The sequence below is a fragment of the Chitinimonas arctica genome, from assembly GCF_007431345.1.
Classification (GTDB): Bacteria; Pseudomonadota; Gammaproteobacteria; order Burkholderiales; family Chitinimonadaceae; genus Chitinimonas; species Chitinimonas arctica.
Genome location: NZ_CP041730.1, coordinates 24,151 through 50,875, shown reverse-complemented (window position 1 = coordinate 50,875; position 26,725 = coordinate 24,151). Strand labels below are relative to the sequence as shown.

Annotated in this window: 26 protein-coding genes; 11 read left to right on the top strand and 15 right to left on the bottom strand. The window is 60.8% G+C overall.

Translation table 11 applies throughout. The annotated features are described in order from the left end of the window. Window positions 1-11: 11 nt before the first annotated feature. On the top strand, window positions 12-2,504 hold the full coding sequence (gene ligD, locus FNU76_RS00265; protein WP_143855826.1) for a DNA ligase D: 2,493 nt from the start codon (window positions 12-14) through the stop codon (window positions 2,502-2,504). Window positions 2,505-2,520: 16 nt separating this feature from the next. Here ligD and rsmI read toward each other — a convergent pair whose 3' ends face one another. Beyond that, a complete protein-coding gene (gene rsmI / locus FNU76_RS00260) occupies window positions 2,521-3,336 on the bottom strand; it encodes a 16S rRNA (cytidine(1402)-2'-O)-methyltransferase (protein ID WP_308418589.1) in 816 nt (271 codons plus the stop codon). 39 nt (window positions 3,337-3,375) lie between these two features. Between rsmI and FNU76_RS00255 the strand changes: the two genes are divergently transcribed. The 4 genes from FNU76_RS00255 to FNU76_RS00240 are packed head-to-tail and all read left to right on the top strand — an operon-like array spanning window position 3,376 to window position 6,146. Beyond that, on the top strand, window positions 3,376-4,551 hold the full coding sequence (locus FNU76_RS00255; RefSeq protein ID WP_143855824.1) for a penicillin-binding protein activator: 1,176 nt from the start codon (window positions 3,376-3,378) through the stop codon (window positions 4,549-4,551). Between the two features lie 44 nt (window positions 4,552-4,595). Next, entirely contained in the window at window positions 4,596-4,937 is a 342-nt protein-coding gene (locus FNU76_RS00250) for a YraN family protein (RefSeq protein WP_143855823.1), read from the top strand. A gap of 41 nt (window positions 4,938-4,978) precedes the next feature. After that, window positions 4,979-5,569: a phosphoheptose isomerase gene (locus FNU76_RS00245; protein ID WP_143855822.1), complete on the top strand. Its 591-nt coding sequence runs from the start codon at window positions 4,979-4,981 to the stop codon at window positions 5,567-5,569. Window positions 5,570-5,573: 4 nt separating this feature from the next. Next, a complete protein-coding gene (locus tag FNU76_RS00240) occupies window positions 5,574-6,146 on the top strand; it encodes a BON domain-containing protein (RefSeq protein ID WP_223879170.1) in 573 nt (190 codons plus the stop codon). 36 nt (window positions 6,147-6,182) lie between these two features. Here the strand turns inward: FNU76_RS00240 and FNU76_RS00235 are convergent, their stop codons facing one another. The 7 genes from FNU76_RS00235 to FNU76_RS00205 all read right to left on the bottom strand — a co-directional run bounded on the left by FNU76_RS00235 (window position 6,183) and on the right by FNU76_RS00205 (window position 11,588). After that, entirely contained in the window at window positions 6,183-6,641 is a 459-nt protein-coding gene (locus FNU76_RS00235) for a response regulator (protein ID WP_143855820.1), read from the bottom strand. Window positions 6,642-6,686: 45 nt separating this feature from the next. After that, window positions 6,687-7,538: an HDOD domain-containing protein gene (locus tag FNU76_RS00230; protein WP_143855819.1), complete on the bottom strand. Its 852-nt coding sequence runs from the start codon at window positions 7,536-7,538 to the stop codon at window positions 6,687-6,689. Beyond that, a complete protein-coding gene (locus FNU76_RS00225) occupies window positions 7,535-8,392 on the bottom strand; it encodes a response regulator (RefSeq protein ID WP_143855818.1) in 858 nt (285 codons plus the stop codon). Before FNU76_RS00225 ends, FNU76_RS00230 begins: the two co-directional genes overlap by 4 nt. Window positions 8,393-8,578: 186 nt before the next feature. Further along, window positions 8,579-9,061 carry a dihydroneopterin triphosphate diphosphatase gene (gene nudB, locus FNU76_RS00220; protein WP_143855817.1) on the bottom strand — a complete coding sequence of 161 codons (483 nt, stop codon included), beginning with the start codon at window positions 9,059-9,061 and terminating at the stop codon, window positions 8,579-8,581. Window positions 9,062-9,340: 279 nt separating this feature from the next. Further along, on the bottom strand, window positions 9,341-10,099 hold the full coding sequence (locus tag FNU76_RS00215; protein WP_143855816.1) for a sulfite exporter TauE/SafE family protein: 759 nt from the start codon (window positions 10,097-10,099) through the stop codon (window positions 9,341-9,343). 59 nt (window positions 10,100-10,158) lie between these two features. Next, window positions 10,159-10,839: a TetR/AcrR family transcriptional regulator gene (locus FNU76_RS00210; RefSeq protein ID WP_143855815.1), complete on the bottom strand. Its 681-nt coding sequence runs from the start codon at window positions 10,837-10,839 to the stop codon at window positions 10,159-10,161. A 314-nt stretch (window positions 10,840-11,153) separates the two neighbouring features. Next, a complete protein-coding gene (locus FNU76_RS00205) occupies window positions 11,154-11,588 on the bottom strand; it encodes a DUF2147 domain-containing protein (RefSeq protein WP_143855814.1) in 435 nt (144 codons plus the stop codon). A gap of 259 nt (window positions 11,589-11,847) precedes the next feature. On the opposite strand from FNU76_RS00205, the gene FNU76_RS00200 reads away from it, so the two are divergent. From FNU76_RS00200 to aspS, 3 genes are all read left to right on the top strand, one after another. Continuing rightward, window positions 11,848-12,138, top strand: a complete 291-nt coding sequence (locus FNU76_RS00200) for an FmdB family zinc ribbon protein (protein WP_143855813.1) — start codon at window positions 11,848-11,850, stop codon at window positions 12,136-12,138. A gap of 28 nt (window positions 12,139-12,166) precedes the next feature. Then, the gene (locus FNU76_RS00195) at window positions 12,167-12,829 is read left to right on the top strand and encodes a DUF502 domain-containing protein (protein WP_143855812.1); all 663 of its coding nucleotides are present in this window, start codon (window positions 12,167-12,169) and stop codon (window positions 12,827-12,829) included. A 90-nt stretch (window positions 12,830-12,919) separates the two neighbouring features. Next, a complete protein-coding gene (gene aspS, locus FNU76_RS00190; RefSeq protein ID WP_143855811.1) occupies window positions 12,920-14,710 on the top strand; it encodes an aspartate--tRNA ligase in 1,791 nt (596 codons plus the stop codon). Window positions 14,711-14,843: 133 nt separating this feature from the next. Here the strand turns inward: aspS and FNU76_RS00185 are convergent, their stop codons facing one another. After that, the gene (locus FNU76_RS00185) at window positions 14,844-18,692 is read right to left on the bottom strand and encodes a hypothetical protein (RefSeq protein WP_179958281.1); all 3,849 of its coding nucleotides are present in this window, start codon (window positions 18,690-18,692) and stop codon (window positions 14,844-14,846) included. Window positions 18,693-19,139: 447 nt separating this feature from the next. Here FNU76_RS00185 and FNU76_RS00180 point away from each other — a divergent pair, with 447 nt between their 5' ends. After that, entirely contained in the window at window positions 19,140-20,036 is an 897-nt protein-coding gene (locus tag FNU76_RS00180) for an Rpn family recombination-promoting nuclease/putative transposase (RefSeq protein ID WP_143855809.1), read from the top strand. 60 nt (window positions 20,037-20,096) lie between these two features. On the opposite strand, the gene ubiA is transcribed toward FNU76_RS00180, so the two are convergent. The 3 genes from ubiA to FNU76_RS00165 are packed head-to-tail and all read right to left on the bottom strand — an operon-like array spanning window position 20,097 to window position 22,287. Continuing rightward, window positions 20,097-20,978, bottom strand: a complete 882-nt coding sequence (gene ubiA, locus FNU76_RS00175; RefSeq protein ID WP_143855808.1) for a 4-hydroxybenzoate octaprenyltransferase — start codon at window positions 20,976-20,978, stop codon at window positions 20,097-20,099. Continuing rightward, window positions 20,975-21,508, bottom strand: a complete 534-nt coding sequence (locus FNU76_RS00170; RefSeq protein WP_143855807.1) for a chorismate--pyruvate lyase family protein — start codon at window positions 21,506-21,508, stop codon at window positions 20,975-20,977. Before FNU76_RS00170 ends, ubiA begins: the two co-directional genes overlap by 4 nt. A 47-nt stretch (window positions 21,509-21,555) precedes the next feature. Continuing rightward, on the bottom strand, window positions 21,556-22,287 hold the full coding sequence (locus tag FNU76_RS00165) for a substrate-binding periplasmic protein (protein ID WP_143855806.1): 732 nt from the start codon (window positions 22,285-22,287) through the stop codon (window positions 21,556-21,558). A gap of 90 nt (window positions 22,288-22,377) precedes the next feature. On the opposite strand from FNU76_RS00165, the gene FNU76_RS00160 reads away from it, so the two are divergent. Together FNU76_RS00160 and FNU76_RS00155 are read left to right on the top strand one after the other, a co-directional pair. Continuing rightward, window positions 22,378-23,094 (top strand): AzlC family ABC transporter permease, encoded by a 717-nt coding sequence (locus FNU76_RS00160; protein WP_143855805.1) that lies wholly within the window; start codon window positions 22,378-22,380, stop codon window positions 23,092-23,094. After that, window positions 23,091-23,426: an AzlD domain-containing protein gene (locus FNU76_RS00155; protein ID WP_143855804.1), complete on the top strand. Its 336-nt coding sequence runs from the start codon at window positions 23,091-23,093 to the stop codon at window positions 23,424-23,426. The genes FNU76_RS00160 and FNU76_RS00155 overlap by 4 nt, the downstream gene beginning before the upstream one ends. On the opposite strand, the gene FNU76_RS00150 is transcribed toward FNU76_RS00155, so the two are convergent. The 3 genes from FNU76_RS00150 to FNU76_RS00140 form a co-directional block, all read right to left on the bottom strand. Next, a complete protein-coding gene (locus FNU76_RS00150) occupies window positions 23,423-23,878 on the bottom strand; it encodes an acyl-CoA thioesterase (protein WP_143855803.1) in 456 nt (151 codons plus the stop codon). The two genes, FNU76_RS00155 and FNU76_RS00150, sit on opposite strands and share 4 nt — an antisense overlap. Before the next feature lie 96 nt (window positions 23,879-23,974). Next, entirely contained in the window at window positions 23,975-26,293 is a 2,319-nt protein-coding gene (locus FNU76_RS00145) for a response regulator (RefSeq protein ID WP_143855802.1), read from the bottom strand. Continuing rightward, window positions 26,248-26,691 (bottom strand): hypothetical protein, encoded by a 444-nt coding sequence (locus FNU76_RS00140; RefSeq protein ID WP_143855801.1) that lies wholly within the window; start codon window positions 26,689-26,691, stop codon window positions 26,248-26,250. Before FNU76_RS00140 ends, FNU76_RS00145 begins: the two co-directional genes overlap by 46 nt. Between the last annotated feature and the right edge of the window lie 34 nt (window positions 26,692-26,725).

Here is a 26,725-nt window from a genome sequence, read left to right as displayed (position 1 = left end):
GGTGATAGTCCATGAGCCTCGAACAATACTGGCGCAAGCGCGATTTCAAGCAGACCCCGGAGCCTGCCGGCACGGTAGGTGCGTCGGGCGATAGCTTGGGCTACGTGATCCAGAAGCATGCGGCGCGAAACCTGCATTACGATTTTCGTCTGGAACTGGGGGGGGCGCTGAAGAGCTGGGCAGTACCGAAAGGGCCGAGTCTCGACCCCGCGCAGAAGCGACTGGCGGTACAGGTGGAGGATCATCCCTTGGACTATGGCGGCTTCGAAGGCATCATTCCGGCCCGGCAATATGGCGCGGGTACCGTCATGTTGTGGGATCGCGGTATCTGGGTGCCGGATGGCGATCCGATGGCGGGTTACCGTAAGGGCCACCTGAGTTTCCAATTGCTTGGCGAGAAGCTGGCCGGCGCGTGGAGCCTGGTGCGCATGGCGAGGCGCGGTACCGACAAGCAGGAAAATTGGCTGCTGATCAAGGCCGAGGATGCGTATGCGCGGCACGGTCAGGACGGCGAAATTACCCGGCATAGGCTTCACAGCGTGCTCAGCCATCGCAATATGCAAGAGATCGCTGAAGGTAGGCGGCCCCCGCATCCGGCCGCGACGTCGACAGGCAAAGTCAGCCTGCCGGCCTTCGTGGCGCCTCAGTTGGCCACCCTGGCCACGCAGCTTCCCGGTAGCGGCGACTGGTTGGCAGAGCTCAAATATGACGGGTACCGGATGCTGGCGCGTATCGCCCATGGCAAGGTCACGCTCTGGACCCGAAACCGGCAGGATTGGACCCGGCGCATACCGGACTTGGTCAGCGCCTTGTCGGCATTGCCGGTACAGGACGCCTGGCTCGATGGCGAAGTCGTCGCCCTTGACGATCACGGCGACATCAGCTTTCAAGCCTTGCAGGAGGCGTTTGGCCGGGAGAATGACGCGAAGCCGGCGACGGGCTTGCAATACCTGGTGTTTGATCTGCCATGGTGCGAGGGCGCCGATCTGCGCGCCCTGCCGCAGCGCTTGCGCAAGCAGCGCCTCGGACAATTGCTGGCGGGATTGCCCGGCACGGCGCCGATCAAATACAGCAAGCATATCGAGGGGCCATGCAGCCGCTTGCCCGAGGCATTCGGGCAAAGCTGCCGGCAAGGGATGGAGGGCCTGATACTGAAGCGAGCCGACGCCGCCTATGCGGGAAAACGGTCCCGGCATTGGCTCAAGCTCAAGTGCGGCAACCGCCAGGAGTTCGTGGTGGGTGGCTATACCTTGCCCAAGGGACGGCGGCTGGGCTTGGGCGCCTTGCTGGTCGGCGAGTTCCGCGATGGTGGGCTCCACTATGCCGGTCGCGTAGGGACGGGCTTCAGCCACGCAACACTGGGCAAGCTTTCCAGGCAGCTGGCGCAATTGGCCCAATCCCGCTGTCCTTTCGACGCCGTGCCGGCCGAACCGGCCGACACCGTCATCCGCTGGGTAAAGCCCATCCTGGTAGCGGAAACCCGATTTGCCGGCTGGACCGGAGCAAGGCGGCTGCGGCAGGCGGTCTACCTGGGACTGCGCGAAGACAAACCTGCCAGCGAGGTCACCATGGAACGAGCCAGTCGAAGGCCGGCACAAGCGAACAGCGAATCCGCCACGGTTGCCGGCGTCGTGATCAGTCATCCCGAACGCGTGCTATTTGCCGATACCGGGCTGACCAAGCTGGACCTGGCACGCTACTACGAAGCCGTGGCAGCGCATCTATTACCGCAGCTACGCGATAGGCCGCTGAGCCTGGTGCGTTGTCCGCGCGGCCCTGCCCATCCCTGCTTTTTCCAGAAACATCTGGATGAGGGCATGCCCGCCAGCTTGACCGCCGTTACCGTGCAGCAGCAGGATGGCCCGGCCCGCTACATGGCCGCCAACCGGCTGGAAGCGCTGATCGGATTGGTCCAGCTGGGCGTGGTGGAGCTGCATACCTGGAATGCGCGCCGCGACAGGCTGGACAGGCCGGACAAACTCATCCTGGATCTGGACCCGGCGCCGGACGTCGCCTGGCGCCAAGTACAAGAAGGGGCGATGCTGATTCGATCGCTCCTGCAGGAACTGGGTCTGGCGTGCTTTCTGAAGGTGACCGGCGGTAAAGGCCTGCACGTGGAAGTGCCGCTTTACCGCTATCACGACTGGGCTACGGTCAAGCAGTTTTCCGAGCGGGTGGCGCGGCACCTGGCCGCGCTGATACCGCGCCGCTTTACCGCGAATATGGCCAAGGCCCAACGCAAGGGGCGCATTTTTATCGACTACCTGCGCAATGCGGAAGGTGCGACGGCCGTGTCGGCGTTTTCGGTGCGCGCCCGGCCAGGCGCTCCCGTGGCGGTGCCGATCAGCTGGGAGGAATTGGCTGAAGGGGTTCGGTCCGATCAATTCGGTATCGAAGCCACCCTGCAGCGCCTACGGGACCAGTCGGCCGACCCCTGGGCGGATTACGATTCGCAGCGGGCCCGGCTGACCAAGGCAATGCTGGCAAGGCTGGGGCCGGGCTGATGGCCGAGCATCCAACCTATTCCCCCTTCAGTTGCAAAGCCCGTTCATACAAGGCGTTGCGATTTCCGCCGGTGATTTCCGCCGCCAGCTTCACCGCCTGTTTCATCGGCAGTTCACGCACCAAGGGTTGCAGTATGGCGTCGAAACCGGCTGCATCGTCCTGCACGACCACCGGGGCGGCTTCTACCAATACGACCAGTTCGCCTCGCTGCTGGTTGCCGTCGGCGGCGACCCAGCTCGCCAGCTCCGCCAGCGGTGCACGGCGGATGGTTTCGAAAGTCTTGGTCAATTCGCGGCAGACAACGGCGATGCGCTCGGGTCCGAATACGGCTGCCATATCGACCAGGCTGTCGGCAATGCGATGCGGCGCTTCAAAAAAAGCAATGGTATGCGGCAGGTTCTTGAGCGTCTCGAATTCCTTGCGCCGCGCCGTGCTCTTGGGTTCGGGGAAGCCATGGAACTGGAAGCGGGGCGATTGCATGCCGGCGCCGGCCAGCGCGGCCAACAGGGCGGAGGCGCCGGGGATGGGGACGACCTTGAAACCGGCGGCATGGACGGCGGCGACCAGGCGAGCGCCGGGATCGCTGACGGCGGGGGTGCCGGCATCCGAGACCTGGGCAATCGCCTGGCCGGCGCGGAGCCGCTCGATCAGTTTTTCGGCCGCTTCGCGTTCGTTATGCTCGCGTAGCGACATCATCCGGGTGGCGATGCCGAAGTGTTTAAGTAATTGGCCGGTAACGCGGGTGTCCTCGGCGGCAATCAGATCTGCGCCGGCAAGGATGGCTTGGGCCCGGGGCGTCAAATCGCGCAAATTCCCGATGGGCGTAGCCACCACATATAATGCCGGACGATCAATTGGATACGGCTCGTCATGCACGGTATAGCAACCTTTCGCTGGATGCCGCTTTTCGCGGCGGCGCTACTCTACCTCGGCTTACCTGGCCCAGCCAGTGCGGAAGAGGCTTCCGACGCAAGGACGGAAGAGAATGTGCCCCATATTGCCTTGATTCTGCCGACCAAGGCGAAGAGCCTGGCCGCGCCGGCGGAAGTGGTGCGGCAAGGGGCCATGACCGCGGAATTGAAGCTGGGTGACGACAATACGCCCAAATTGCGGCTTTACCCTACCGGTGAGCGCGATGAGGAGGCGTTGATCGCCTATCGCCAGGCCGTTGCCCGGGGCGCGGTGGGCGTGATCGGCCCATTGACGCGGGGATCCATTGCCAAGCTGGCGGCCTATGGACGGTTGGAAGTGCCGGTATTGGCCCTCAATAGCCTCGATGGACTGAACGCCGCCAGTGCGCCGGCCAATTTGTTCGCGCTCGGGCTTTCCATCGAAGCCGAGGCGCGCCAGATCGCGCGCGCCATGCAACGCGACGGCTGCCGGCAGCCGGTGGTGGTAGAGTCCAGCGGCCCGTTGGCGCGCCGTATGCGCGACGCATTTTCGAAGGAGTGGCAGCTGATCACCGGCAAGGCGCCAATGATATTGGCCCTGGGCGCGGACAAGGAAGCCGTCTGGAAGTTGAAGGACAAGGTAGCCGCCTTGAATGCGGACGCGCTGTTCCTCGCTGCCGACCAGAAGAAGGCGCGGCTGGTCCGGCCTTATCTGGGCAGCGCCCGGCCGCTGTATGCCACCTCGCAGGTCTGGGGCGGCAAGTTTGGCAAGGTCGGCGGTACCAATGTGGATCTGGTGGGGGTGAAATTCGTCGATATGCCTTGGCTGCTGGAGCCTTACCAAGGTGACGTGCTGGCTTTCAAGCGGGCCGACAAGCCTTTGAATCCCGATATGCAGCGGCTCTATGCGCTGGGTATCGATGCCTATCGGCTTAGCCTGTTGCTCCTGGTTTCGGCACCGGGCGCCGCCATTGAAGTCCAGGGCGTGACCGGGACCCTGCGTTTGTCGGAAAGCCGCCAGTTCAGCCGCGAATTGATGAGCGGCGAGGTGGGTGGCGTGCCGCGTACACCGGCGCCACCCAAGCAGGAGGCGCCCCCGCCTGCGCCCGCTGCCGCACCGGCAGAACCAGGCAGCGCCAAGCCGCAGGGATACTAGACTCGCCGCGCCCGGATTGTCGCGCGCCAGGGCAAGGAGAGCGTATGCCACCAGGCAAAGGCGAGGCGGCCGAACGGCGGGCGGCGGATTTCCTGCTGACGAAGAAAGTCAGGATACTGGCACGCAACTGGCGATGCCGTATGGGCGAGATTGATTTGATCGCCGATGACGGCGGTATCCTGGTGTTCGTCGAGGTGCGCTACCGTGCCAAGGGGCGCTTCGGCGGTGCGGCCGACAGCATCACCGCAGCCAAGCAGGCCCGCCTGGTCGCGGCGGCCCAGCTCTATCTCGCGACTTTGCCCCGCATGCCGCCTTGTCGCTTCGATGCGATATTGCTGGATGGCGACGACGCGCCGCGTTGGCTGAAAAATATAATCGAACTGTAATTGAAAAAAGCCTCACCCATTTTGAACTTAGGGATATCCATATGGATCTGATCGATCGCGTGAACCAGCACTTCCTGGATAGCATTGCCGCCAAGGAAGAAGCCCGCGAACTCTTGACCGCTCCGGCAGCCGTTGCGGCCGAGCGGATGGTGGCCGCATTGATGGCCGACCGCAAAATCCTGGCCTGCGGCAATGGCGGCTCGGCCGCCGATGCACAGCATTTCGCGGCCGAGATGGTCGGCCGCTTCGAGAAGGAACGGCCCGGCCTGGCGGCATTTTCCTTGACGACCGATACCTCGGCGATCACGGCCATTGCCAACGACTACGATTACGACCTGGTGTTTTCCAAGCAGGTTCGTGCATTGGGGCAGCCTGGCGATGTGTTGCTGGCGATTTCCACTTCGGGGAATTCGGTCAATGTCATCGAAGCCATCCATGCGGCGCATGAACGGCAAATGACGGTAATCGCGTTGACCGGCAAGGACGGCGGCAAGATCACCGAATTGATGAAGGGTGACGATATCCAACTGAATGTGCCGGCTAAACGTACCGCCCGCATCCAGGAGGTTCATATCCTGTTGATCCACAGTATTTGCGATGCAATCGACTGCATCTTGTTGGATGGAGAGTAAACACGTGTTCAAACGAATCAGCCTGCTGCTATTGTCGCTACTGGCGGCCAGCCAGCTCACCGCCTGTTTTCCCTTGATCGTCGCCGGCGCCGCCACCGGGGTGGCCGTCTCGCAGGATCGCCGCAGCACTTCCGTGGTGTGGAACGACAAACAGATCGAATCGCGGATAGGTGATCGGGTGTCCGCCAAGTTCGGCAGCCTGAGCCACGTCAATATCACCAGCTTCAACCGCAGCGTGTTGCTCAGCGGCGAAGTGCCTGACGAAGCGACGCGCACCGAAGTGGAGAAACAGGCGCGCGAGACCCAGGATGTAAAACAGGTCTACAACGAGCTGGCCATCCGCTTGCCTTCCAGCCTGTCGTCCCGCACCGCCGATGCGGCCCTGACCACCAAGGCCAAGGCGCGCATGATGGATGCCAACCGCTTTTCGCCCCTGCATGTGAAGGTGGTAAGCGAACGCGGGCAGATATTCCTGCTGGGTCTGGTCAAGCAACAGGAAGCGAAGGATGCGACCCAGTTGGCCAGCCAGACGGCGGGCGTGGAAAAGGTCGTGACCTTGTTCGAATATATCGATTGATGGTGTGTTGGGGGCGCTGACCTTACGTCGGCCTCCCTAGCGATGTCGAACGGCCGATTGTCCGGCGCGGACGACATCGGCCAGGCGCTTGTTTTCCAGCAGGCGCTGGCGCTCCCGGATCCCCCGCAGGATAAGCTGCTTCAATTCTTCTTCGCACCAGGGTTTGCGCAGCAAATGGAAGATCTGCGCCTCGTTGACGGCCCGGATCAGGCCCGGTACGTCGGTCGAGCCGGAAAGAATGATGCGTATCGCATCTGGCTGGTGGCGCCTGAATTGGCTCAGGAATTCGACGCCGTTCATGCCGGGCATGCGGTAGTCGGAAATCACCAGGTCATAGGATTTGATCTCCGCAGCCATCAGCGCGCTGGCGGGATCGGGATAACAGTCGACCGCTAAGGCGATCGGCTGGCCTTGCTCGTCCTCGACCCGGGCCAATTCCCTGCTGAGCGCATTGAGCAGATTTTGCTCATCGTCCACGAGCATAATGTAATGCATGGGGTCTCTGCGGATCCAATCGGTCCGGTTTCGGGAAACGCACAGTTATACGGGCGCTATAATAATAGCCACCTCCCGCAAGATGGTATGGGTCAGCGCATGAAGTCGCGGCCCGGATACATCCAGTTCGTTCGATAGCCGTTCAATGGTGTTGCCGGGCAGGGGACCCCCGCCTTCCTGTCTTAGCAGGCCGGCGATTGCCTGGGCATGGTGGATGATTCTTTTCAAGCGGGTCGAGCAGTCCGCCAGGTCGGGATAGTCGCGGATGGCCTCGATGATCGTGTCCGGGATATGCCATTTCTTTAGCATCAGAATGCCCAGTTCCGCATGGCTGAAGCCAAAAACCTCCAGCTCTCTTTCCAACTCCTCGCCGGTGCGCTCGTTGCCGCGATAGATTTCCTCCGCCAGCGTGCGGGCGTAGACCAGCATGGTGAGCTTGCCTATGTTATGCAATATGCCGATGGTGAATGCGATATCGCGTGGCTCGCCCCACTCTTCGGCTAGCACCTTGGCGCAGATACCGGTCATGACACTGTGGGCGATCAGTTCATTCGCCATGAGATCGGCGCTGGAGATATCGAAGGCATCGAGGATGATGCCGCGCAAGACGATCGCACTGGCCGCCGAAAAGCCCAGCACCGTAATGGCCTGCTTGACCGAGGTGATTTGCTTGCTGAGGCCGAAGAAGGGCGAGTTGGCTACCTTCAAAAGCCTGAGAATGCTGCTCGGATTGCCGGATGCGCTACGTTCCAGTGCCGCCAGCTCGTCATCATGTTCATGGCCGCCGCCGATAAAGGCAACGATGGCAGGATTGTGCCGAGGCAGCTTGTCGCCATAGGCAGCCAGCCACTGCTCGGCCGGGCTGGGCAGGTCCAGCGCTTCGGTATTGATTTTCATAGCGGATTGGCCGGCCTGCCATGGCTGGCCGACTTTCCGCCGTTTTCGTATTCGAGCCTGTCCGAAGCCTGCGGAATAAAGGTCAGTATCATGCCGGCAACGGCGTTATTGGCATTGAGCGGCGTGTTCTTGAAATTGAATTGGCGATTTTCACTTTCGCGATAGGTCCCCGCCGTTTTATTGCTTTTCAGCGCCATGACCACTTCGTAAGGGAGCAGTGAATAGATATCAAGCCCGGGACAAAGCGCCGGAAACAAGCGCGAGGCTTGCTGGTTATTGACGGCGATGGTGCCGTCCAGGGTGTAGCCGATAATGGCGACCGGCGCCTGGTGCAGCACTTGCTGGGTGATCTTCAGGATGGATCTGCCCACATCGCGTTCGGTGCTGACATTGGCCAAGGCGATCTCCAGCTGGTGCTTGGTCTTTTCCAGGGCGACGTTCTTTTGCTGCAACTCCTCGGAGAGCCTGAAATTGGTCATCTTCAGTTCGTACTGTTCAAATGCCTCGTCGACCTGCTCCAGCAGTGTTTGATCATCCCAGGGCTTGGTCAGGAAACGGAACACCGAACCGCGATTGACGGCATCGGTGATCGAATTCACCTCGGTGTATCCCGATAAAACAATGCGCACGCAATTGGGCTGCAGCAGCTTGGCGGCGCTGAGGAACTCGGTGCCTTTCATGTGCAGCATGCGCTGATCGGAGATGATCACGCCGACCGGATGTTTGCTTAATATCAGCAAGCCCGACTCGCCGGAATCGGCGGTCAGAATGGTGTAGCCCTCGCGCCGGAATAGGCGTGTGAGCGCGGCGATGATATTGGCTTCATCATCGACCAGCAGGAGTGTGCGTTCCATGCGTTCGGCTTCCTCGTCCTCAGCGTGTCCTCACGGCCGGTTATTGCGCGCCTTCCATTGCCGATCGCCCCTTGCTTCGCCGACAGGGCGATCGACACGGAGGCTGCGATTCGGCATGAAAGGGCGGGCAGCGATCTGCTGCCCGGCTCTCGTGGACTTGGTCTGGTTTGAGATTAGACCAGTTCGCTACGCATTTCCCTGCGGAATCAACCGCGCGCCGAACTTCTCGGCCATCTCCGGCAGCAGGCGCAGGGCGTCTGCATTGGACGGCGAGAATACCGCTTCGGCGGCCACGTTCCAGTCGCGCCATAGCCAGCCGCTGTGCTCGCGCACCGACAGGGTAGGTTCGAACAACTCCGGGACCAGCAGTCCGAAAACGTGTTCGGTATTCTGGATCACCCCCGGGGCGTAGCGATGGCGCCAGATCTCGTAGATTTCCCACTCGTTGCAGATGCCCCAGTCCTGCAATTCGTGCAGGTCCGTATCGATGCCGACCTCTTCCTGCACTTCTCGGCGGGCGGTGGCGCGCGGGGTTTCGTCTTCTTCCAGGCTGCCGGTGACCGATTGCCAGGCATCCTTGAAGTCGGTGCGTTCAATGATCAGCGACTTCAAATCGGGGGTGTAGATGACGACCAGCACGGATTCCGGGCGTTTGTAGGGGGCGGGCATCGAGCGGGGTCCTTGATCTTGGGCGGGGAAGCGATGGTGCGGATACCATTTTATCGTCACCTCGCCGGACTTGTAGGAATACACTGAAATATTGCGAGTATTCAAATCGCAGGCCGTCACCCGGCGGAGCCGGGTGTTCACGGTCAGTGGCAAATGAACCGCCCCCTCGCTTGATCTAGTCCGACTCCCCCCGCCCTCGCCGCCGCGAGGGAGCCTCGCTGTCGCTCGTTGGCGCATTTAATCAGTGTTTCCCTGGGTTTACACCGTGGGTCGCCAACGCTAATGCACAAGATTCCAGCCCAATTTGGCGATCAGCAGGCTGACGAGGGTAATGAAAAGTTTGCGTATCAGGACGGTTCCGCCCTTCATGGCCAGGCGGGTGCCCAGCATCGCGCCGACGATATTCGCCATGGCCATGGGAATGGCATAGCGATAGAGCACGTTGCCGGAAGGAATGAAGAAGGCAAGGGCCGCCAGGTTGGTGGCCAGATTGACCACCTTGGCCGCGCTGGAGGCGCGCAAGAAGTCGAAGCCGAAAAAGCGGATAAACAGAAAGATCAGGAAGCTGCCGGTGCCGGGGCCGAACAGGCCGTCGTAAAAGCCGATGGCGCCGCCTATCGCAAGCGCCACGGCCAGCTCGCGCCGACCGATATGGCTGGGCCGATGCATGGCGCCGAAGTCCTTCTTGCGCAGGGTGTAGCCCAGCATGAACAGGAGCAGCGCCAATACCAGCGGCCGCATCCATTCCTTGGGAATATGGCTGACCGCCATGGCGCCCAGAAAGGCGCAGACGAAGGCGGTGAGGGCGGCCGGAATCACCAGCCGCCAAGCGATATCGACGCTGCGCGCATAGCGCCAGCTCGCGGTCGCGGTGCCGAAGATCGCGCTGAACTTATTGGTGCCGAACAGCGTGGCGGGCAATTGGTTGGGCAGGGTGGCAAAAAGCCCGGGAACCTGCACCAGACCGCCGCCCCCCACTGCCGCGTCGATCAGCCCGGCGGAAAAAGCGATAAGGATCAGCGGGATGAGTTCGAGCATGGCGATGGGGGAGGCATGAAAAGGGCGCGGCTGGGGGACAGCCGCGCGGTTTGCTTAGCTCAAACCAGCCGGAACACCAAGGCAAGCATACGGCCGATTTCGGCTTGCAAAAGGTTTTCCGGTTTGGCCGTGGGCAGATTGATGCACTCGAACTGCACGCGATGGATCACGCCCAGTACCAGTGAAGCATCGGTCTCCGGTTGGGCAGAGCCGACCCGGCCGGCCAGTTCGGTGATGCCGGCCACCAGCGAAGCACGGTAGCTGACCACTTTGGCACGCAAGGGCGGATCGAGCCGGTACTGCGTCATAAAATTCAGCCCGACAGCCAGGCCAACCGATTGCGATGCGGTCTGATCCTGCACGAAATCGGCCAGCAGGGACGTGACATGGGCACAAACCTGCTGACGGATTGCCGGATCATGCAGCAGCTGTTCGGCGGAAAAGCCATCCAGGTATTCGCTCAGCTGATGTCGCAAGGCGCCATTATCCGGCGCGGCCACCTGGACGAAATGATCGAAGGCCTGGCCGATCAGGTCGTTCATGCCGCTAAAAAAGTAGGTGGTCAGCGACAACGGCACCCCCGCTTCGGCCGCGATGGCCCGATGGGTAACGCCGTGCAATCCCAGCCTGGCGATCAATACCAGGGTGGCGTCAAGTATTTTGCGGCGGGATTCCTCTCCTCTGCGTTGCAATTTACGTCCTGATGCGGAAATGGGACGATCTAGCGTGATTTCGTTCATGGCGATGGATTCTTATAGGGGACAGACATACCTTGCCCGGCTCGCAGCGAACGTGCAGGCCATTCCTGGCGGTGTGCGGACCGGGGGCGGGACAGGGGACGTATCCTAATCCCAGTAGCGAATATATCAAACCTATGTGAAGTGACAGCGCCGCAACGGTTGCGGCGCGAGCGAAATCATGGATGCGCTGGGCGAGCAGCCGTGCCTGGCTGGGCGGGAGGAGAGGGAAGGGAAGGGAAGGGAAGGGAAGGGAAGGGAAGGGAAGGGACGTGGATCGATTGCGGGCGGCCGGCTGGCGGCCGCCCGGGCCAGCCTTATTGCTCGCGCACCCAGGTCTGGGTGCGGCCAAGCAGGGAGAAGCCCATGAAACCACGGACCTTGAGCTTCTGGCCGCCATCGGCCAATTCCATCTTGACGCTGTAGATATCGCCGCTATCCGGGTCGAGAATTTTGCCGCCGCTCCAGATATCGCCGTCCTTCTTGACGCCCCAGATGATCTCCAGGCCAATCAGCGGCTTATTCTTGCGCTCGTCCTTGCAGCTGGTGCAAAGCGTGTCCTTGCTATCGAGCAGCTTGGTCAGTTTGCCGTGCAGTTCACCTTTCTCCTCCCAAATCTGGATGACGGCTTCGGCTTTCTTGGTCTTGTCACTGATATTCATCCAATTGCCCACCGGGCTGCTGGCATCGGCCAGGGCCATGCAACTGGTCACGGCCAATAGCAATCGGAGCAGGGGGAGGGTGGCGCGCATGACGAAGACTCCAGGGGACGGAAGGTTTTTGATCGGGTGTCGTGGGACCGGCGTACCGGATTTGCAACACGGGAAAGCCTACGGCAAAATTTCCGTCAGCGTCAAACCATGCAATCCGCTGTTGCATCGGACGCCACATATGGCTTGAAAGTCCGCTAGCCCACCTTACGATCCTGCGCACAGGCCATGCTGCGCTGCGCTATAATGCGCAGCTTTGATTAGGCTTTTAACTTCCGCCGATTTCGCCGAGAAACACATCATGCCGATCTACGACTACCAATGTACCGATTGCGGCCATCGCGCCGAGGTACTGCGCAAGCTATCCGACCCCGTTCTCACCACCTGTCCCGCTTGCGGCCAGGAGGGTTTTGCCAAGCAACTGTCCGCCGCCGGTTTCCAGCTCAAGGGGTCGGGATGGTATGCCACCGACTTCAAGGGCGGGTCTTCTACCAGCAATACGCCGGCAGCAACGGCCGCCGCACCTGCCGCCGCGACCGAGACGCCCGCCGCCGGTTGTGGCGCCGGTGCTTGCGGCCATACGCATCACTGATCCATCGAGCATTTTTGAAAGCTATCGCATGAAGCGCTATTTCGTCACCGGCTTGCTGATCTGGGTGCCGCTGGGCATCACCCTGTGGGTGGTCAGTACCTTGGTCGGTGCAATGGATAGTATTTTGCTGTGGTTGCCGGAAGGCAGCCGGCCGCGCGACCTGATGGGGGTGCATATCCCTGGCCTGGGCGTGTTCGGCGTGTTCTTTATTGTCCTGGCGACCGGTTTTCTGACGGCCAATATCCTGGGACAGCGCCTGGTCAAGATGTGGGAGGACCTGCTTAACCGCATTCCCGTGGTGAAGTCGATCTACGGTAGCGTCAAACAGGTTTCCGATACCGTGCTGTCCGATTCCGGCCAAGCCTTCCGCAAGGCGCTGCTGGTGCGGTTCCCCCATTCGGATGCCTGGACGGTGGCTTTCCTGACCGGTGCGCCTGCGGCGGAGCTGGCCTGCCAGCTGGATGGCGAGCATGTTTCGGTCTATGTGCCGACCACCCCGAACCCGACTTCAGGCTATTTCATGGTGGTCAAGAAGACCGCCACGATAGAGCTGGATATGAGCGTGGATGAAGCGCTCAAGTATGTGATTTCCATGGGCGTGGTCGCCCCTGCGAGCAAGGGTGGAGATGGCCAGGGGCCATGCAAGCCGGTGATTCGTCCCAAGATCGTCGAGCCGAATCTACCGGGCTAGGCGCACGCCGGCCTAGCCCGTTAAACCCAATCCGCTAACGAATATAACGAAAAATCCTGGCCTTACCGGCCAAAGCTAAATGGAACTGCCATGCGTACCGACTATTGCGGCTTGATCGACAAGCGTTTTTTATCCCAAACCGTCACCGTCAAAGGCTGGGCACATCGCCGCCGCGACCATGGCGGCGTGATCTTTATCGATCTGCGTGATCGCGAAGGCCTGGTTCAGGTGGTGATCGATCCGGATACCCCGGAAGCCTTCGCCCTGGCCAATACCGTCCGCTCCGAATTCGTGATCGAAATCAGCGGCATCGTGCGCGAGCGTCCGGCCGGCACGACCAACGCCAACCTGGTTTCGGGCGAAATCGAGATCCTGGCCAAGCAGCTCACCATCCTGAACGCCGCACTGACGCCACCGTTCCAGATCGATGAGGAAAACCTCAGCGAAATGACCCGCCTGCAACACCGGGTGATCGATCTGCGCCGGCCGCAGATGCAAAAGAACCTGCGCCTGCGGTACAAGGTAGCGCTTTTGGTGCGTAACTTCCTCGACTCGCGCGGCTTTATCGATATCGAAACGCCGATGTTGACCCGCTCGACCCCGGAAGGCGCGCGTGACTACCTGGTGCCGAGCCGGGTGCACGATGGCCAGTTCTTTGCCCTGCCGCAATCGCCGCAGCTGTTCAAGCAGCTGTTGATGGTGGCCGGTTTCGACCGCTACTACCAGATCACCAAATGCTTCCGCGATGAAGACCTGCGCGCCGATCGCCAGCCCGAATTCACCCAGATCGATATCGAAACGTCCTTCCTGAGCGAAGACGAGATCATGGATGTGACCGAGGAAATGGCCCGCCACGTCTTCAAGGAAGCCATCGGTGTCGAACTGGGCAAGTTCCCGCGCATGCAGTACGACGATGCCATGTTCAATTACGGTTCGGACAAGCCCGATATGCGGGTGACCCTGAAGTTCACCGAACTGACCGATGTCATGAAGGACGTGGCGTTCAAGGTATTCAGCGCCGCCGCCAATATGGAAGGCGGCCGTGTGGTTGGCCTGCGCATTCCTGGCGGCGCCGCCTTTACCCGTTCCGAAATCGATGCGTGGACGCAGTTCGTTGGCATCTACGGTGCGCGCGGCCTGGCCTATATCAAGGTCAACGACGTCACCCAGCCTAACGAAACCGGCCTGCAGTCGCCTATCGTCAAGAACCTGTCGCCCGAGGCATTGGCGGCGGTGATCGAACGCACCGGTGCGCAGAACGGCGATATCGTGTTCTTCGGCGCCGACAAGGCCAAGATCGTGAACGAAGCGATCGGCGCCCTGCGCCTGAAGATCGGCCATGAAAAGGGCGAGGTCGGCGGTTACTTCACCCGCGAGTGGAAACCCCTGTGGGTGGTGGACTTCCCCATGTTCGAATACGACGAGGACAGCAAGCGCTGGACGGCTTGCCACCACCCGTTCACCAGCCCCAAGGTCGAACATATCGAACTGCTCAAGACCGACCCGGGCAAGTGCAAGGCACGCGCCTACGATATGGTGTTGAACGGCTGGGAAATGGGCGGTGGTTCGGTGCGTATCCACAGCGCCGACATGCAATCGACCGTATTCGAAGCACTGAACATCGGACCGGAAGAAGCGCAGAACAAATTCGGCTTCCTGCTGGAAAACCTGCAGTACGGTGCGCCACCCCACGGTGGCCTGGCCTTCGGCCTGGACCGCTTGGTCACCTTGATGGCCGGTGCCGAGTCGATCCGCGATGTGATCGCCTTCCCGAAGACCCAGCGTGCCCAGTGCCTGCTGACCCAGGCGCCGAACTCGGTGGACGAGAAGCAATTGCGTGAACTGCATATCCGGCTGCGGAATACTCAGCAGCCCGCCTAAGCAGCGAGAGCATGAAAAAAGGGACGCGATGGTGGCGTCCCTTTTTTATGTTTTGCTTGGCGAAAAGGCGGCTGAAGCGCTGGCAACCGTCGAGGGGCAGCTGCCAGCAAGTGCTGGTCGCCGACGATGCGGGTCAGTTGCATTGCTTGCGATCAATTAGCGTCAGCGCGTCGTCCAAGCCCCGATACAGATCGGCATACGCCTTGTCGTGGCGGCGGATCTCGAACAATTGCGGGATCAGGCCGCGTGGATTGATCAGCTGGGCCATCTCGCGATAGTAGCGGTCCGGTTGCCTGAAATCGTGTATCAGCAAGCGCTTAGTTGCCTCAGGGAAAGCACTGTCGAAGGTCCCTTCGAACAACAAGGGCACCTTTTCCACCGGCTGCCGGGCCTGGTCCAGCTGTCTTAGCGGCTGTCCAATTGGACTGTCCTGCTGATCCACCTGCTCTTTCCAGGCGGGGCTGCCGATCAGCAGTACAAAGTCGGCATGCTGGACTTGTGCCGGATCCCTCCGCCAGACGGTGAGGCCCAGCCGGCCGAGATCGCTTGCCAGCGTGTCGATCCGCGCGGCCAGCCGTGGATCGGTTTCCTCGGCATGGCTGAGATAGCAGATCGGCGTGGGCACCTGGCGGCGCGCAAAGAGCGCGTTGGCGGCGCTAAGGAAGTCGCCGAAGGCGCGTGGGGCTTCGCCGGCGGCGTACGTTGTCCGGGCCGTCTGGCTAAGTGCCAGTCGATCTTGCCAAGTCTGGTAGGCATGGCGGTAAGCCACATCATCGAGCAGGCCAAATAGGCGCGGGATCAGACCGGCCTCAGGTGCCGCCATCGCTTGCTCATAGCTGGCCGATTCGCACATATTGAGCCAGCCATGTCGCAAATCCGTCGGAAAGGCGGTTTCTGCCGTACCCTGATACAGCACCGGGATCAGGCAGGGAGGAACCGAGCGGGCGGTTGCCCGCGCCACTCGCCCGCGAATATGCGCAAGTTCGGACTGAAGATTATTTTCGCCTCTCTGAGGATCGACGAGCTCGCTGGCCCGTGCCATTAACTGGGGCGTGCCAATCAACAGCATCTGCTCGCACCGGTTGATCGTTTGCATATAGGCTTGAATATCACCGCTTAGGTGGATGATATCGAGGTAGACCGTGGCGCCCAGCTTTTCCAGATCACCCTGGAGCCGCAATAGAAAGGCTTGCAAGGTTTTATTGGCCGCAGGATCCTTTTCCCAGGCGTAGCTGATGAAGCAGCTAGGGGGCGAGTGGGTGCATAAGCGTTTGACCTGGCCTAAGTAGAGCTTAAAGGCGCTGGCCTCCGCGGTCAGGCCAAAGCATTGTTGTAGCGCAATTCTTTCTCCCTGCGCCCGGATGTCACTCTGTATCTTCAAGAGGTCGGCTTCGGCCTGGTCGGCGATCTCCATCGCCCTGCGGAGCTTCGTGGCCTTGCTGCGGCATTCCCCCTCCCGATTGATCAAATCCTTCTCGCTGCGTCGCAAGCTTGCCTGCAATTGCGGAAAGGACTTGGGAGTGGTCAACGTCGTTTTGGGGGTATTCATCGCTGTTTGTTCTTGTTCTTGCGCAAGCAACTCGACGCGCAGGGCCAGACCGACCAGCCGCGTTTGTAGGGCGTCTCGCTCGTTCGTCAATTGGGTCTTGTCCTGTTCCAGCTCGGCGATTCTTTGCTGCAAGCGGGCTTGCTTGGCCCAACTGAACCAGGATCGAGCTGCCAAGCCCGCCTCCCGGTGTAGCGCCTCCAACTGGTGTGCATTGTCGGCCAGTTTCGTGGCGTTCCCTTCGACCTGCGCGTTCAAGGTCGCTTGCTGCTTTTCGTGGCGCGCTTGGCAGGTTTGACGCCACTGGGCTTCCTGTTCCAGTTGGTTGCGTAAGGCGGTGATCATTTGCTCCCGCGCTAACTGTAAGCCCTTCTGCGCGGACGCGTGGTCACGGCATATCGCCAGCGCCTGCGCAAACGCCGCTTGAGCCTGTTCATAGCGTTGCGCCTGTAGGTGCGCTTGGCCGCTTTTGGCGTGCTGGTCAGCTTGCTTGAGTTGTTTTTGGACCGGGTCGAGGGCGGCTTGGATGGGCTTGCGATCTAGATACCCGATCCCCAACCGTAGCGCTTGCCGGAACCGCTCAGCGGCCTGCTGGACATCGCCTGCGGCGGCGTATTGCTGACCTTGCAGGAACAGGGTTTGGGATTGTGCTTTCGCGGCTTTCTCGTTGCGTGTTAATGCGGCTTTGATTGCGCGCTGCGCGCCGCTGTTGTCGATCTTATCGCCGTCCAGGTCGAGCCTGGTTAGGCAGCGATTCTGTGCAAGCGCACCGGCCAGTGCCTGGGCACCGCTGTCGCCGATCTGATTGTTGTCCTTGCCGATCTGATAACTGTCCAGGTAGAGCGAGGTCAGAGAGCCATTCTGCGATAGCGCACCGGCCAGTGCCTGCGCGCCGCTGGCGCCGATCTGGTTGTCGCCCAGGCGGAGCGTGGTCAGGCAACCATTCTGCGCCAGCACACTGGCCAGCGGCTGCACGCCTCTGGCGCCGAGCTGGTTGTGGCCCAGGTCGAGCGTGGTCAGGCAGCGATTCTGCGCCAGCGCCATGGCCAGCGCGCCGCTGGCACCGATCAACTCCTCGACCAGCACCAGCGCACCGCTGGCACCGATCTGGTTCCAGCCCAAGTCGAGCGTGGTCAGGCAATCATTCTGCGCCAGCGCAACGGACAGCGCCCGCGCGCCGCTGGCGCCGATCTTATTGAAGCCCAGGTCGAGCGTGGTAAGGCAGCAATTCTGCGCCAGCACCTTGGCCAGCGCCTGCGCGCCGTTGTCGCCGATATGGTTGCTGCTCAGGTCGAGAGAGGTCAGGTAGCCATGCCCCAACGCATCGGCCAGCGTCTGCGCGCCGTTGTCGCCTACATGGTTGCCGCCCAGGTCGAACGTAGTCAGGCAATGATTCTGCGCCAGCGCCTCGGCCAGCGCCTGTGCGCCGCTATCGCTGATCATCATGTTGTGGCCCAGGTCGAGTGAGGTCAGGCAGCCATTCTGGGCCAACGCATCGGCCAGCGCCCGCGCGCCGCTGGGGCCGATCCGGTTGTGGCCCAGGTCGAGCGAGGTCAGGCAGGCATTCTGCTTTAACGCATCCGCCAGCGTCTGCGCGCCGTTGTTGAAGATAAAGTTGCAGCGCAGGTCGAGCGTTCTCAGGCAGCGATTCTGCGCCAGCGCCTCGGCCAGCGCCTGCGCGCCGCTGTCCCCAATCTTATTACTGCCTAGGTCGAGCGAGGTCAGGCAGCCATTCTGCGCCAACGCCTTGGCCAACGCCTGCGCGCCGCTGGCGTCGAGCTTGTTGTAGCCTAGGTTGAGCGAGGTCAGGCAGCCATTCTGGGCCAGCGCCTCGGCCAGCCCCTGCGTGCCGCGGGCGCCGATCTCATTGAAGCTGAGGTCGAGCGTGGTCAGGCAGCGATTCTGCCCCAGCACACAGGCCAACGCCTGGGCACCGCTGTCGCAGATCCAGTTGTAGTGCAGATTGAGCAAGGTCAGCCTGCCATTCTGCGCCAGCGCCTTAGCCAGCGCCTGCGCGCCGTTGTCGCCGATATGGTTGCTGCTCAAGTCGAACGTAGTAAGGCAGCCATTCTGCGCCAGCGCCTCGGCCATCGCCTGTGCGCCGCTTTCGCCGATCTGATTGTTGTGCAGGCTGAGCGAGGTCAGGCAGCGATTCTGCGCCAGCGCCGGCGCCAGCGTCTGCACGCCGTCGCAGTCGATATATTTGCCCCTCAGGTCGAACGTAGTCAGGCAGCGATTCTGCGCCAGCGTCAGGGCCAGCACCTGAGCGCTGCGGTTGTCGATCCACTTGTCCCGCAGAGCAAGCTCTGTAAGCGTCGGATCATTCTCCGCCAAGCGCCGAATTTCTGTGCGCACCTCGGGATCGTCAATCTCCTCCAGCCGGTCAGCCCAGTCCGGGGTCGATACGTGGGGTGCGGCAGCAAATACTGGCAGCATGATTCCTTCTCCATGGTGGGTGATCCAACCGCGGTGAACCCCGGCGGCATCGTCACGCTTCCTACATGAGCGCGCACACCGAACGGGACGGGCGTAAAGTTGGTATGTCGAGTGCGCAGCAAGCACACTGGAAGTGAGGCTGAGCGTGCTGGGTGAGGGGTGCCTTACGACAATGCCGATCGGCTGTGGCATTGTGGACGCTGTGCTGGCAGGGAAAGCCACAGTGAGGGCGAGGCAAGTGATTTAGACTGCTTCTGAAGACTTGCCAGACAAGGTCATGTGGCGAATTGACCCTTTGGGTGGATTGCCATAGTATATTTTATTCGTATCTGTAAAAAAATCATGTTGGTTTGGAGGGTGTTTCTGAATTAATTTTTTCTTAAGAAATATCGATTGGTGAGTATTCTTATTGTGCGCCGCTATTTATTATAAAGGGAGTAATCTATTATGGAAATGATCAGCCCGCGCGTGGACATTGCCTTCAAAAAGCTCTTCGGAGTGGAAGAAAACAAAGATCTGCTGATTTCCCTGGTGAATGCCATCGTAGGCGAGGCGGATCAGATCACCGATGTCACGCTTCTAAATCCGTATAACCGCAGCAACTTCTGGAGGGATAAAATCTCCATCCTCGATCTCAAGGCAAAGGGCAGCAACGGACAACTGCTTAATATTGAAATCCAGGTCAACGACGTAGCGGATTACGATAAACGTGCGCTTTACTATTGGGCAAAGCTTTATACGGATCAACTAGGGGAAGGTGCTGGCTATGACAAGCTGGCCAAGGCGATAGGTATTCATATACTAAACTTCAACTCGATTCCTGGCATGGAGGGGTACCACAATATTTTCCGCATCCAGAAGGATAGTGGCAAGTTACATTACTTCCAGGACCTGGAGTTGCATACCATCGAATTGAAGAAATTCACTTCGGATGCCGAGGAAGGAATCGCCGATATTGTTGCCAAGGTAAGGGAGCCGCTCGATCGATGGGTGGCATTCCTGACCCGGCATGATTTAATGAATAAAGATTGCTTGCCCTCAAGCCTGGATGATCCTGAGATAAAAAGAGCCTTGAATGTTTTGGAATATATGAGTTTTGGAAAGGATGAGAGGGAAGCTTATGAAGGGCGTCTCAAATGGCTGAGAACGGAAGCGAGTGCGCTCAAGAAACATGGAACGGAAAAATTCGAGGAAGGTAAGGTAGAAGGGAAGTTGGAAGGGAAGTTGGAAGGGAAAATCGAGGTAGCCAAAGCGCTACTGAAAGAGCACATGGCAATGCAAGCCATTGTTAACGTTACCGGGCTGCCTTTGCAACAAATCGAAGCGCTTGGACTGGGGCGATGAACAACACCCGCGCGCCTCGTTCGACGGCGCGCGGGGTTTACGAATTACCTGCCCAGCGACTCAGATCGGCCAGCTCACCCGGTAATCCAGAAGAATCCCGATAAACAGCACGGCACCCACCCGATTATTATCGAGAAAAGCCTGCATGCATTTTAGACGGTCGCGCCCACGGATCTGCCGGTATTGCAGGGCGATCAGCACGGCGGCCACGGCAAGGCCGAGATACCACCAGGCATGGCGTTGCAGGTGCCAGCCCAAGGCTGCCATGCCCAGCAGGAAGGCCAGGTGGCAGATCATGACCGCCTCTGCATCGAAGCGGCCGAAAGTGATGGCCGAGGTCTTGATGCCGATCTTCAGATCGTCGACCTTGTCGACCATGGCGTACTCGGTATCGTAGGCCACCACCCAGAACAGGTTCGCCGCCACCAGGTACCAAGCCACGGCGTCCACCTTGCCGTTGACCGCGGCGAAGGCCATGGGGATGCCGAAGCTGAAGGCCAAGCCCAGATAGGCCTGCGGAATGGGTAGGAAGCGTTTGGTATAGGGATAGCTGCCCGCCAACAGAACGGCGGGCACGGACATCCACAGCGTCAGGCCATTGAGCGGCAGGATCAGCAGGAGAGCACACGCCGCCAGGGTGCCTGCCAGCAGCAGGGCTTCGCGGGTGGAGACGCTGCCGGTGGCCATCGGACGCAGCTTGGTGCGTTCGACCTGGGGATCGAAGTCGCGGTCGGCGTAATCGTTGATGACGCAGCCGGCCGAGCGCATCAGCACGGTGCCCAACAGGAAGATAATCAGGATGGCAGGGTCCGGCCGGCCCTGGCTGGCAATGCAGAGTCCCCATAAGGTAGGCCACAGCAGTAGCAGGATGCCGATGGGTTTGTCCAGGCGCATCAATTTCGCATAGAGGCTCAGGCGACTAGGCAAGGTATTCCCGTTCATGTAAGGGTGGCCGGTAGAAAGACTTCGGTGACAAGAATGCGCGCCCGGCCGAGTTCAAAGCATGAGCGGCGGGCCCATAGGCGCGGGGGCAGGGGGCCGACGGCGGCTTCCGCGCGACGGTAGAGCGTATGGCGCCGGTCGATGCCGCGAAAGGCCAGCCGGCTGCGTTTGACCTTGGGATTGGCGAACAGGGTGGCCCCCAGGGGCTTCACGCCTTGCCGGCGCAAACGGTGATAGCCGTGCATCAGTGCCTGGCGCGGCATGACCGAGTGGGCGAACACCAGGGGCGTGTCACCGCTCATCAATACCACTTCACGCACCAGCGCGAGCTGGCTGCGTTCCAGCCGCAAGGCGCCCAACTCGTCCCGGTTGGGCCGACCCCATTGCTGCCGCAACAGCCGCACCCGGAAACGGGGAAACCGTGCGATCAGTCTGGCGGTAAGGGATCCGGGGTGGGTTAGCCAGGTTTGCACGGCACGCGGGGCGCGGCTGGCGGGGTGGACCCAGCGATGGCTGGCGATATGCGGCATTGTTCGGCGGATCGGGGAAAGGCGTGATTATGCCAGAGGCGGCCGTCTCACCGCCTGCGTGCTTCGATACGTGCGTATTCACCACTGGCGTGCAGTTTTTCCAGGCCTTGGTCGAAAAGTCCGATCAGCTTTTCCACTTCTGGATAGGCGGGTGCGAAGGACAGGTAGATTTCCGGCTCGATCAGGGTGCCGACCGATTTGTAGCCGGCGCCCAATTGCGGCTCATTGCGCGCGATATGCGTGGCGATACGGTCATAGACCAAGGCATAGTCCACCCTGCCAGCCACCAGCTTGCGCAGGGCGAACAGGTCGGAATCGCCTATATCGCGCTGCATCTGCTTATTCGCGTCGAAGGCTTCGCCATAGTCGTAGCCATTGGTGACCGCGATCCGTTTGCCGCGCAGGTCGGCGAGCGTGATCCGGCCCTTGTGGCGATCGATGCGGGCGTATATATCGATGCGGCCCTTGAAGAGCGCCTGCTTGTGCCAGCGGTACTGTTTTTCCAGCAAGGGATTGCGCAGGGTATCGAAACAGCCTGCCAACAGGCTTTCCCGGGTCAATTTCATGCATCGCGCATAAGGCAGGGAAACCAGTTCCACTTCCACGCCAACCGCCGCATAGGCCGCCCGGACCAGATCGACGGCCAAGCCGGCGGGCTGGCCGCCGACCACGCCGGAGTAGGGGTACCAGTCATTTTCGGCGCCAATGCGGACGCGTTCGGCGGCATGGGCGGCTAGGGCAAGCAGCAATATCGGTAGAAGGGCAAGCAGGCGGAACATGCACGCATGATAATCGGCTGGGCGGAAGGCTAGCCAGCCTCCTTGAATTTCTTTTCACCACATCGACCGCAACGCCGACGAGAAGCAGCCATGACGACATTCCTTGCAAGCCCGCGCGGCACAGAACTCTGGCGGGGCGCCTGCGATTCGCTCCCCATGCTGCTGGGCGCGGCCCCATTCGGCGTGATCTTCGGTACCCTGGCGGCGCCCAGCGGCCTGTCCATGGCTGGCGCCTTGGGCATGTCGCTATTCGTCTTCGCCGGCTCATCGCAATTCATCGCCCTGACCCTGATGGCCAGCGGCGCCGGCTTGGCGGTGATCGTGCTGACAACCTTTGTCGTCAATCTGCGGCATGCGCTGTATTCGGCCACCCTTTTGCCCTATGTCGCGGCGCTCGGCCAGCGCTGGCGCCTGCCGCTGGCTTTCTGGCTGACCGATGAAACCTTCGCCGTGGTTCAACACCGCTATGGCGCGGCTGACGCTTCCCCTTTCAAGCATTGGTATCACCTTGGGTCCAGCCTGGCCATGTATGGCAACTGGCTACTGTGGACGCTGGCCGGCGTGCTGCTGGGCCATTCGGTCGAGGGATTGGAGAGGCTTGGCCTGGAATTCGCGATGGCGGCGACCTTTACCGGCATCGTCGTGCCGATGCTGAAGAAGCGGCCCATGGTAGGCGCCGCCCTGGCCGCCGCCATGGTGGCCTTGGCGGCGCGTGACCTGCCTTACAAGCTGGGCCTGATGCTGGCCGCCGTGGCGGGCGTGCTGGTGGGCTTGTATCTTGAAGAGCGAGCGGGGGAGGCGAAATGAGCGCCGATGAGTGGGCCATCATCGCCGGCATGATGGCGGTGACTTTTCTGATTCGCTATTCCTTCTTTGCCCTCGGCGACCGTATCCAGTTTCCCCCGCTGGTGAAGCGCGCGTTGCGCTATGTGCCGGTGGCGGTGCTCACCGCCATCACCGTGCCCATGGTGCTCCTGCCGGATGGCCAGCATTGGCAATTGGATGTCCGCAATGCCTGGCTGCTCGGCGCGCTGGCCAGCGGGCTGATTGCCTGGCGCTATAACAAGCTGTTGGCGGCCATTGGTGGCGGAATGGCGGTGTTCTTTCTGTGGCGATGGCTAATGGCGGTATCTTTCTAGTTTCCAGCCGGTTTCAGCGCGATCTCGGCAAAGTCGTCGGTATGCGCCAATTCGGCAAAGATGGCCTGTAATTGCTCAGGCGGCGCCATCAACTTGCGCGCGCGTAGGTCCAGCCAAGCGCCGCTGACTTCATGGCGCGCCGCCAGTTTGCCGTCTTCCTTGAAAATATCGTGGCGAATGGCGAAGCGACTGCCGTCCGATGAGAGCGCGGCGATGCGGACTTCGATCTCCAGGCGTTCGCTCATCTTCACTTCCTTCAGGTATTCGGTCCATTCCTTGAAGATGACCGGGCCGAAGGCATGCTGCTGGAATTGGTCGAATCCGAAGCCGTTGGCGAGCAGCCATTCTATCCGCGCATGCGTGCAGAAATCGGCGTAGGCACTATGGCGGACATGCTGGTTGGCATCGCAATCGGACCAGCGTACTTCGAGCGATTTGCGAAAGGTAGTCATGATGGACCTAGGTAAGGAAACAAGCCTCGATGCTATTGCGATTCAGCAATTCAAGCAATTGCTTGCTTGATTATACAGCTGCGGTATTTGCCTTTCTTACGCCATCGCGTGAGGGAGCAGCCACTGCGAAATGGTCCGAAACATCATATCTGGATCGACCGGCTTGATGATGGTGTCTTGCATGCCTTCGCGAAGGCAGCGCTCGCGCTCTTCCAGCAAGGCATGTGCGGTCATCGCGATAACGGGCAGCTTGTCGTAGCGGCTGTCCTGGCGGATATGGACGACGGCTTCATGTCCATCCATTTCGGGCATTTGTACGTCCATCAAGACCAGATGGTAATAATCCGGCGGGTGGGCACCGAGGGCATCGAGCGCTTCGCGGCCGGTGGCGGCGATATCGACGCCGAAGCCTTGCATCTGCAGCAACTCCAGGGCGATTTGCTGATTGATTTCATTGTCTTCGACCAATAGTACCCGGCAGCCTTTCCAGCGCAAGGTCTCGCCGACCGGATGCAGGGCAGGCGGATTGTCGCGCTGCTGCTCGAACAGCGGCACCAGCAGGTCGATCAGGCCGGTATGGTTGATCGGCTTGATCAGGAATCCATCTACCGCGATGGACTCGGCTTGGGCTTGCACGTCTTCCCGGCCAAAGGCGGTCACCAGGATAAAGCGGGGCGGGTGCCGGAGGCGCGTTTCACGCAAGGCGCGGAGCAAGGCGAAGCCATCCATGCGCGGCATCTTCCAGTCGCATAGCACGACATCGTAGGGAATACACGCATCGGCCTCGACGATGGTAGCCATGGCTTCGAGGCCGTCCATCGCGGTATCGGCGCCGATGGAGAGGCTGAGCAAGGCATCGGCGAGGATTTCGCACGCCACGGGGTTATCGTCCACCACCAGGGCGCTGCGGCCTTGCAAGGCCGAGGCGACATTGCGCGACACCGACGGGAGGTTCGCCGGCATGCCGAATTCAGCGGTGAAATGGAAAGTGGAACCACCGCCGACGTTGGCGCGCATGCCGATGTCGCCCCCCATCATATTGACCAGCCGCTTGCTGATGGTCAGGCCCAGGCCGGTCCCGCCGTATTTGCGCGTAGTCGATCCATCCGCCTGGGTAAAGGCCTGGAACAGGGTGGCGGCTTGTTCCGCGCTCATGCCGATACCGCTGTCGCGAATGGCGAACTGCAGCTTGATCCGCCCGCCCTCGTGCTCCAGCAATTTGCAGCTGAGCAGCACTTCGCCCTGCTCGGTGAACTTGATCGCGTTATTGGCCAGATTGATCAGGACCTGGCCAAGCCGCAGTGGGTCGCCCACCAGGTGGCGAGGGATATTGAGCGGGATCTGGAACAGGTATTCAAGTTGTTTGTCCTGAGCCTTGGCGGCCGTCACGGTGGCGACATTGGCCAGCACTTCATCCAGGGAGAAGTCGATCTTCTCCATATCCAGTTTGCCGGCCTCTATCTTGGTGAAGTCCAGCACATCGTTGATGATGGCCAGCAGGGAATTACCGGCTTTATGGATCTTGCCGACATAGTCGCGCTGCTTGGGATTGAGATCGGTTTTCAGGGCCAGGTAGGCCATGCCGATGATCGCGTTCATGGGCGTGCGGATCTCATGGCTCATATTGGCCAGGAATTCGGATTTGAGCTTGGAGGCGTTTTCCGCTGCCTGGCGGGCTTCGCGCAGTGCATCGTAAGCCTGCTTGCGTTCGATGGCGCTGCTGATATGGTTGGCGACGAAGGACAGCACGTCCGCATCGGCGGCATCGTAGACCCGCTCGGCGTCATAGCTCTGGATGGTGAGCACGCCGCCGATGGCGCCACGGATCTGCATCGGCACGCCCAGCCAGCTATGGAACGAAAGGTCGCCGGTGGCCTCGGTGATTTCGCCCTGCCGGTTCAAGGCCACCATGCGCGAGCGGTCGATCAGCTGGGGTTGGCCGGTACGCAGGACATATTCCGTCAGCCCCTTGCGCACGGGCACATCGTCTTCCTGGAGGCTGTCCCCGTCCCGCTCGTCCACGTAGTAGGGGAAATTCAAAACCTGCCTTTGGGCGTCATACAGGCAGACATAGCAGTTGTTGGCATACAGTAGTTCGCTCAGCAGGTGGTGCACCGCCTGCAGGAAGTCATAGAAGGAATCGCCCGCGGTAGCCCTTTCGGCAATCTGATAGAACACCCGGTTCAGCGTTTCGCCCTTGCGGCGCTCGCGCGCCTCGGTCGCGAGTTCGCGCGTGCGCTGGGCGATCAGCTTGTCCATCCATTGCTGGTGCATCAAGCGCTCGATGGCGATGGCGACGTGGCTGGCCAGCAAGGCGAAGATCTCCTTGTCCTGCTCCGAATAGATGCGCTCCGCATCGTAGGTCTGGATTACCACGGCGCCGATGACCTCATCGATGCCATTGCGCAAAGGCATGCCCAACCAGTATTCCGGGGACCGGCCCCGTCCCGGCGCCCCCCGGAAGCCTGGCGCGCCCGGTCTTCCTCGGCGCTCAGCATCAGCGGCTGACCGTGCGTGATCACCCAGGCGGTACGCGAGGTTTCGCCGGAATCCAGGGGAACCCAGCGCTCCGGCGCCGGCCCGACGTCGAATTGATCGGAGTAGTAGGGGAAGCGCAGCGCTTGCGTTTCCTGCTCGTAGACCCCGATAAAAAAATTGTCCGCATACATCAGGCTGCGCAGCTGCGCATGCACCAGCGCACCGAAGTCGGCCAGGTCGCGGCAGGTACTCGCCTGGCGGCTAACGGTCAGAATCGCCTGCTGTATGGTTTGCAAACGGTGCAGTTGGCGTTTCGGATCATCGGGTTGCTGCATTGGGATTCCACGCGTCGTGAAGGTGGGCCGATTG

Coding starts and splice junctions, on each gene's coding strand:
- ligD (WP_143855826.1), top strand. CDS start 12: ATGAGCCTCGAACAATACTGGCGCAAGCGCGATTTCAAGCAGACCCCG.
- FNU76_RS00255 (WP_143855824.1), top strand. CDS start 3,376: ATGCACGGTATAGCAACCTTTCGCTGGATGCCGCTTTTCGCGGCGGCG.
- FNU76_RS00250 (WP_143855823.1), top strand. CDS start 4,596: ATGCCACCAGGCAAAGGCGAGGCGGCCGAACGGCGGGCGGCGGATTTC.
- FNU76_RS00245 (WP_143855822.1), top strand. CDS start 4,979: ATGGATCTGATCGATCGCGTGAACCAGCACTTCCTGGATAGCATTGCC.
- FNU76_RS00235 (WP_143855820.1), bottom strand. CDS start 6,641: ATGCATTACATTATGCTCGTGGACGATGAGCAAAATCTGCTCAATGCG.
- FNU76_RS00230 (WP_143855819.1), bottom strand. CDS start 7,538: ATGAAAATCAATACCGAAGCGCTGGACCTGCCCAGCCCGGCCGAGCAG.
- FNU76_RS00225 (WP_143855818.1), bottom strand. CDS start 8,392: ATGGAACGCACACTCCTGCTGGTCGATGATGAAGCCAATATCATCGCC.
- nudB (WP_143855817.1), bottom strand. CDS start 9,061: ATGCCCGCCCCCTACAAACGCCCGGAATCCGTGCTGGTCGTCATCTAC.
- FNU76_RS00215 (WP_143855816.1), bottom strand. CDS start 10,099: ATGCTCGAACTCATCCCGCTGATCCTTATCGCTTTTTCCGCCGGGCTG.
- FNU76_RS00210 (WP_143855815.1), bottom strand. CDS start 10,839: ATGAACGAAATCACGCTAGATCGTCCCATTTCCGCATCAGGACGTAAA.
- FNU76_RS00205 (WP_143855814.1), bottom strand. CDS start 11,588: ATGCGCGCCACCCTCCCCCTGCTCCGATTGCTATTGGCCGTGACCAGT.
- FNU76_RS00200 (WP_143855813.1), top strand. CDS start 11,848: ATGCCGATCTACGACTACCAATGTACCGATTGCGGCCATCGCGCCGAG.
- FNU76_RS00195 (WP_143855812.1), top strand. CDS start 12,167: ATGAAGCGCTATTTCGTCACCGGCTTGCTGATCTGGGTGCCGCTGGGC.
- aspS (WP_143855811.1), top strand. CDS start 12,920: ATGCGTACCGACTATTGCGGCTTGATCGACAAGCGTTTTTTATCCCAA.
- FNU76_RS00185 (WP_179958281.1), bottom strand. CDS start 18,692: ATGCTGCCAGTATTTGCTGCCGCACCCCACGTATCGACCCCGGACTGG.
- FNU76_RS00180 (WP_143855809.1), top strand. CDS start 19,140: ATGGAAATGATCAGCCCGCGCGTGGACATTGCCTTCAAAAAGCTCTTC.
- ubiA (WP_143855808.1), bottom strand. CDS start 20,978: ATGAACGGGAATACCTTGCCTAGTCGCCTGAGCCTCTATGCGAAATTG.
- FNU76_RS00170 (WP_143855807.1), bottom strand. CDS start 21,508: ATGCCGCATATCGCCAGCCATCGCTGGGTCCACCCCGCCAGCCGCGCC.
- FNU76_RS00165 (WP_143855806.1), bottom strand. CDS start 22,287: ATGTTCCGCCTGCTTGCCCTTCTACCGATATTGCTGCTTGCCCTAGCC.
- FNU76_RS00160 (WP_143855805.1), top strand. CDS start 22,378: ATGACGACATTCCTTGCAAGCCCGCGCGGCACAGAACTCTGGCGGGGC.
- FNU76_RS00155 (WP_143855804.1), top strand. CDS start 23,091: ATGAGCGCCGATGAGTGGGCCATCATCGCCGGCATGATGGCGGTGACT.
- FNU76_RS00150 (WP_143855803.1), bottom strand. CDS start 23,878: ATGACTACCTTTCGCAAATCGCTCGAAGTACGCTGGTCCGATTGCGAT.
- FNU76_RS00145 (WP_143855802.1), bottom strand. CDS start 26,293: ATGCCTTTGCGCAATGGCATCGATGAGGTCATCGGCGCCGTGGTAATC.
- FNU76_RS00140 (WP_143855801.1), bottom strand. CDS start 26,691: ATGCAGCAACCCGATGATCCGAAACGCCAACTGCACCGTTTGCAAACC.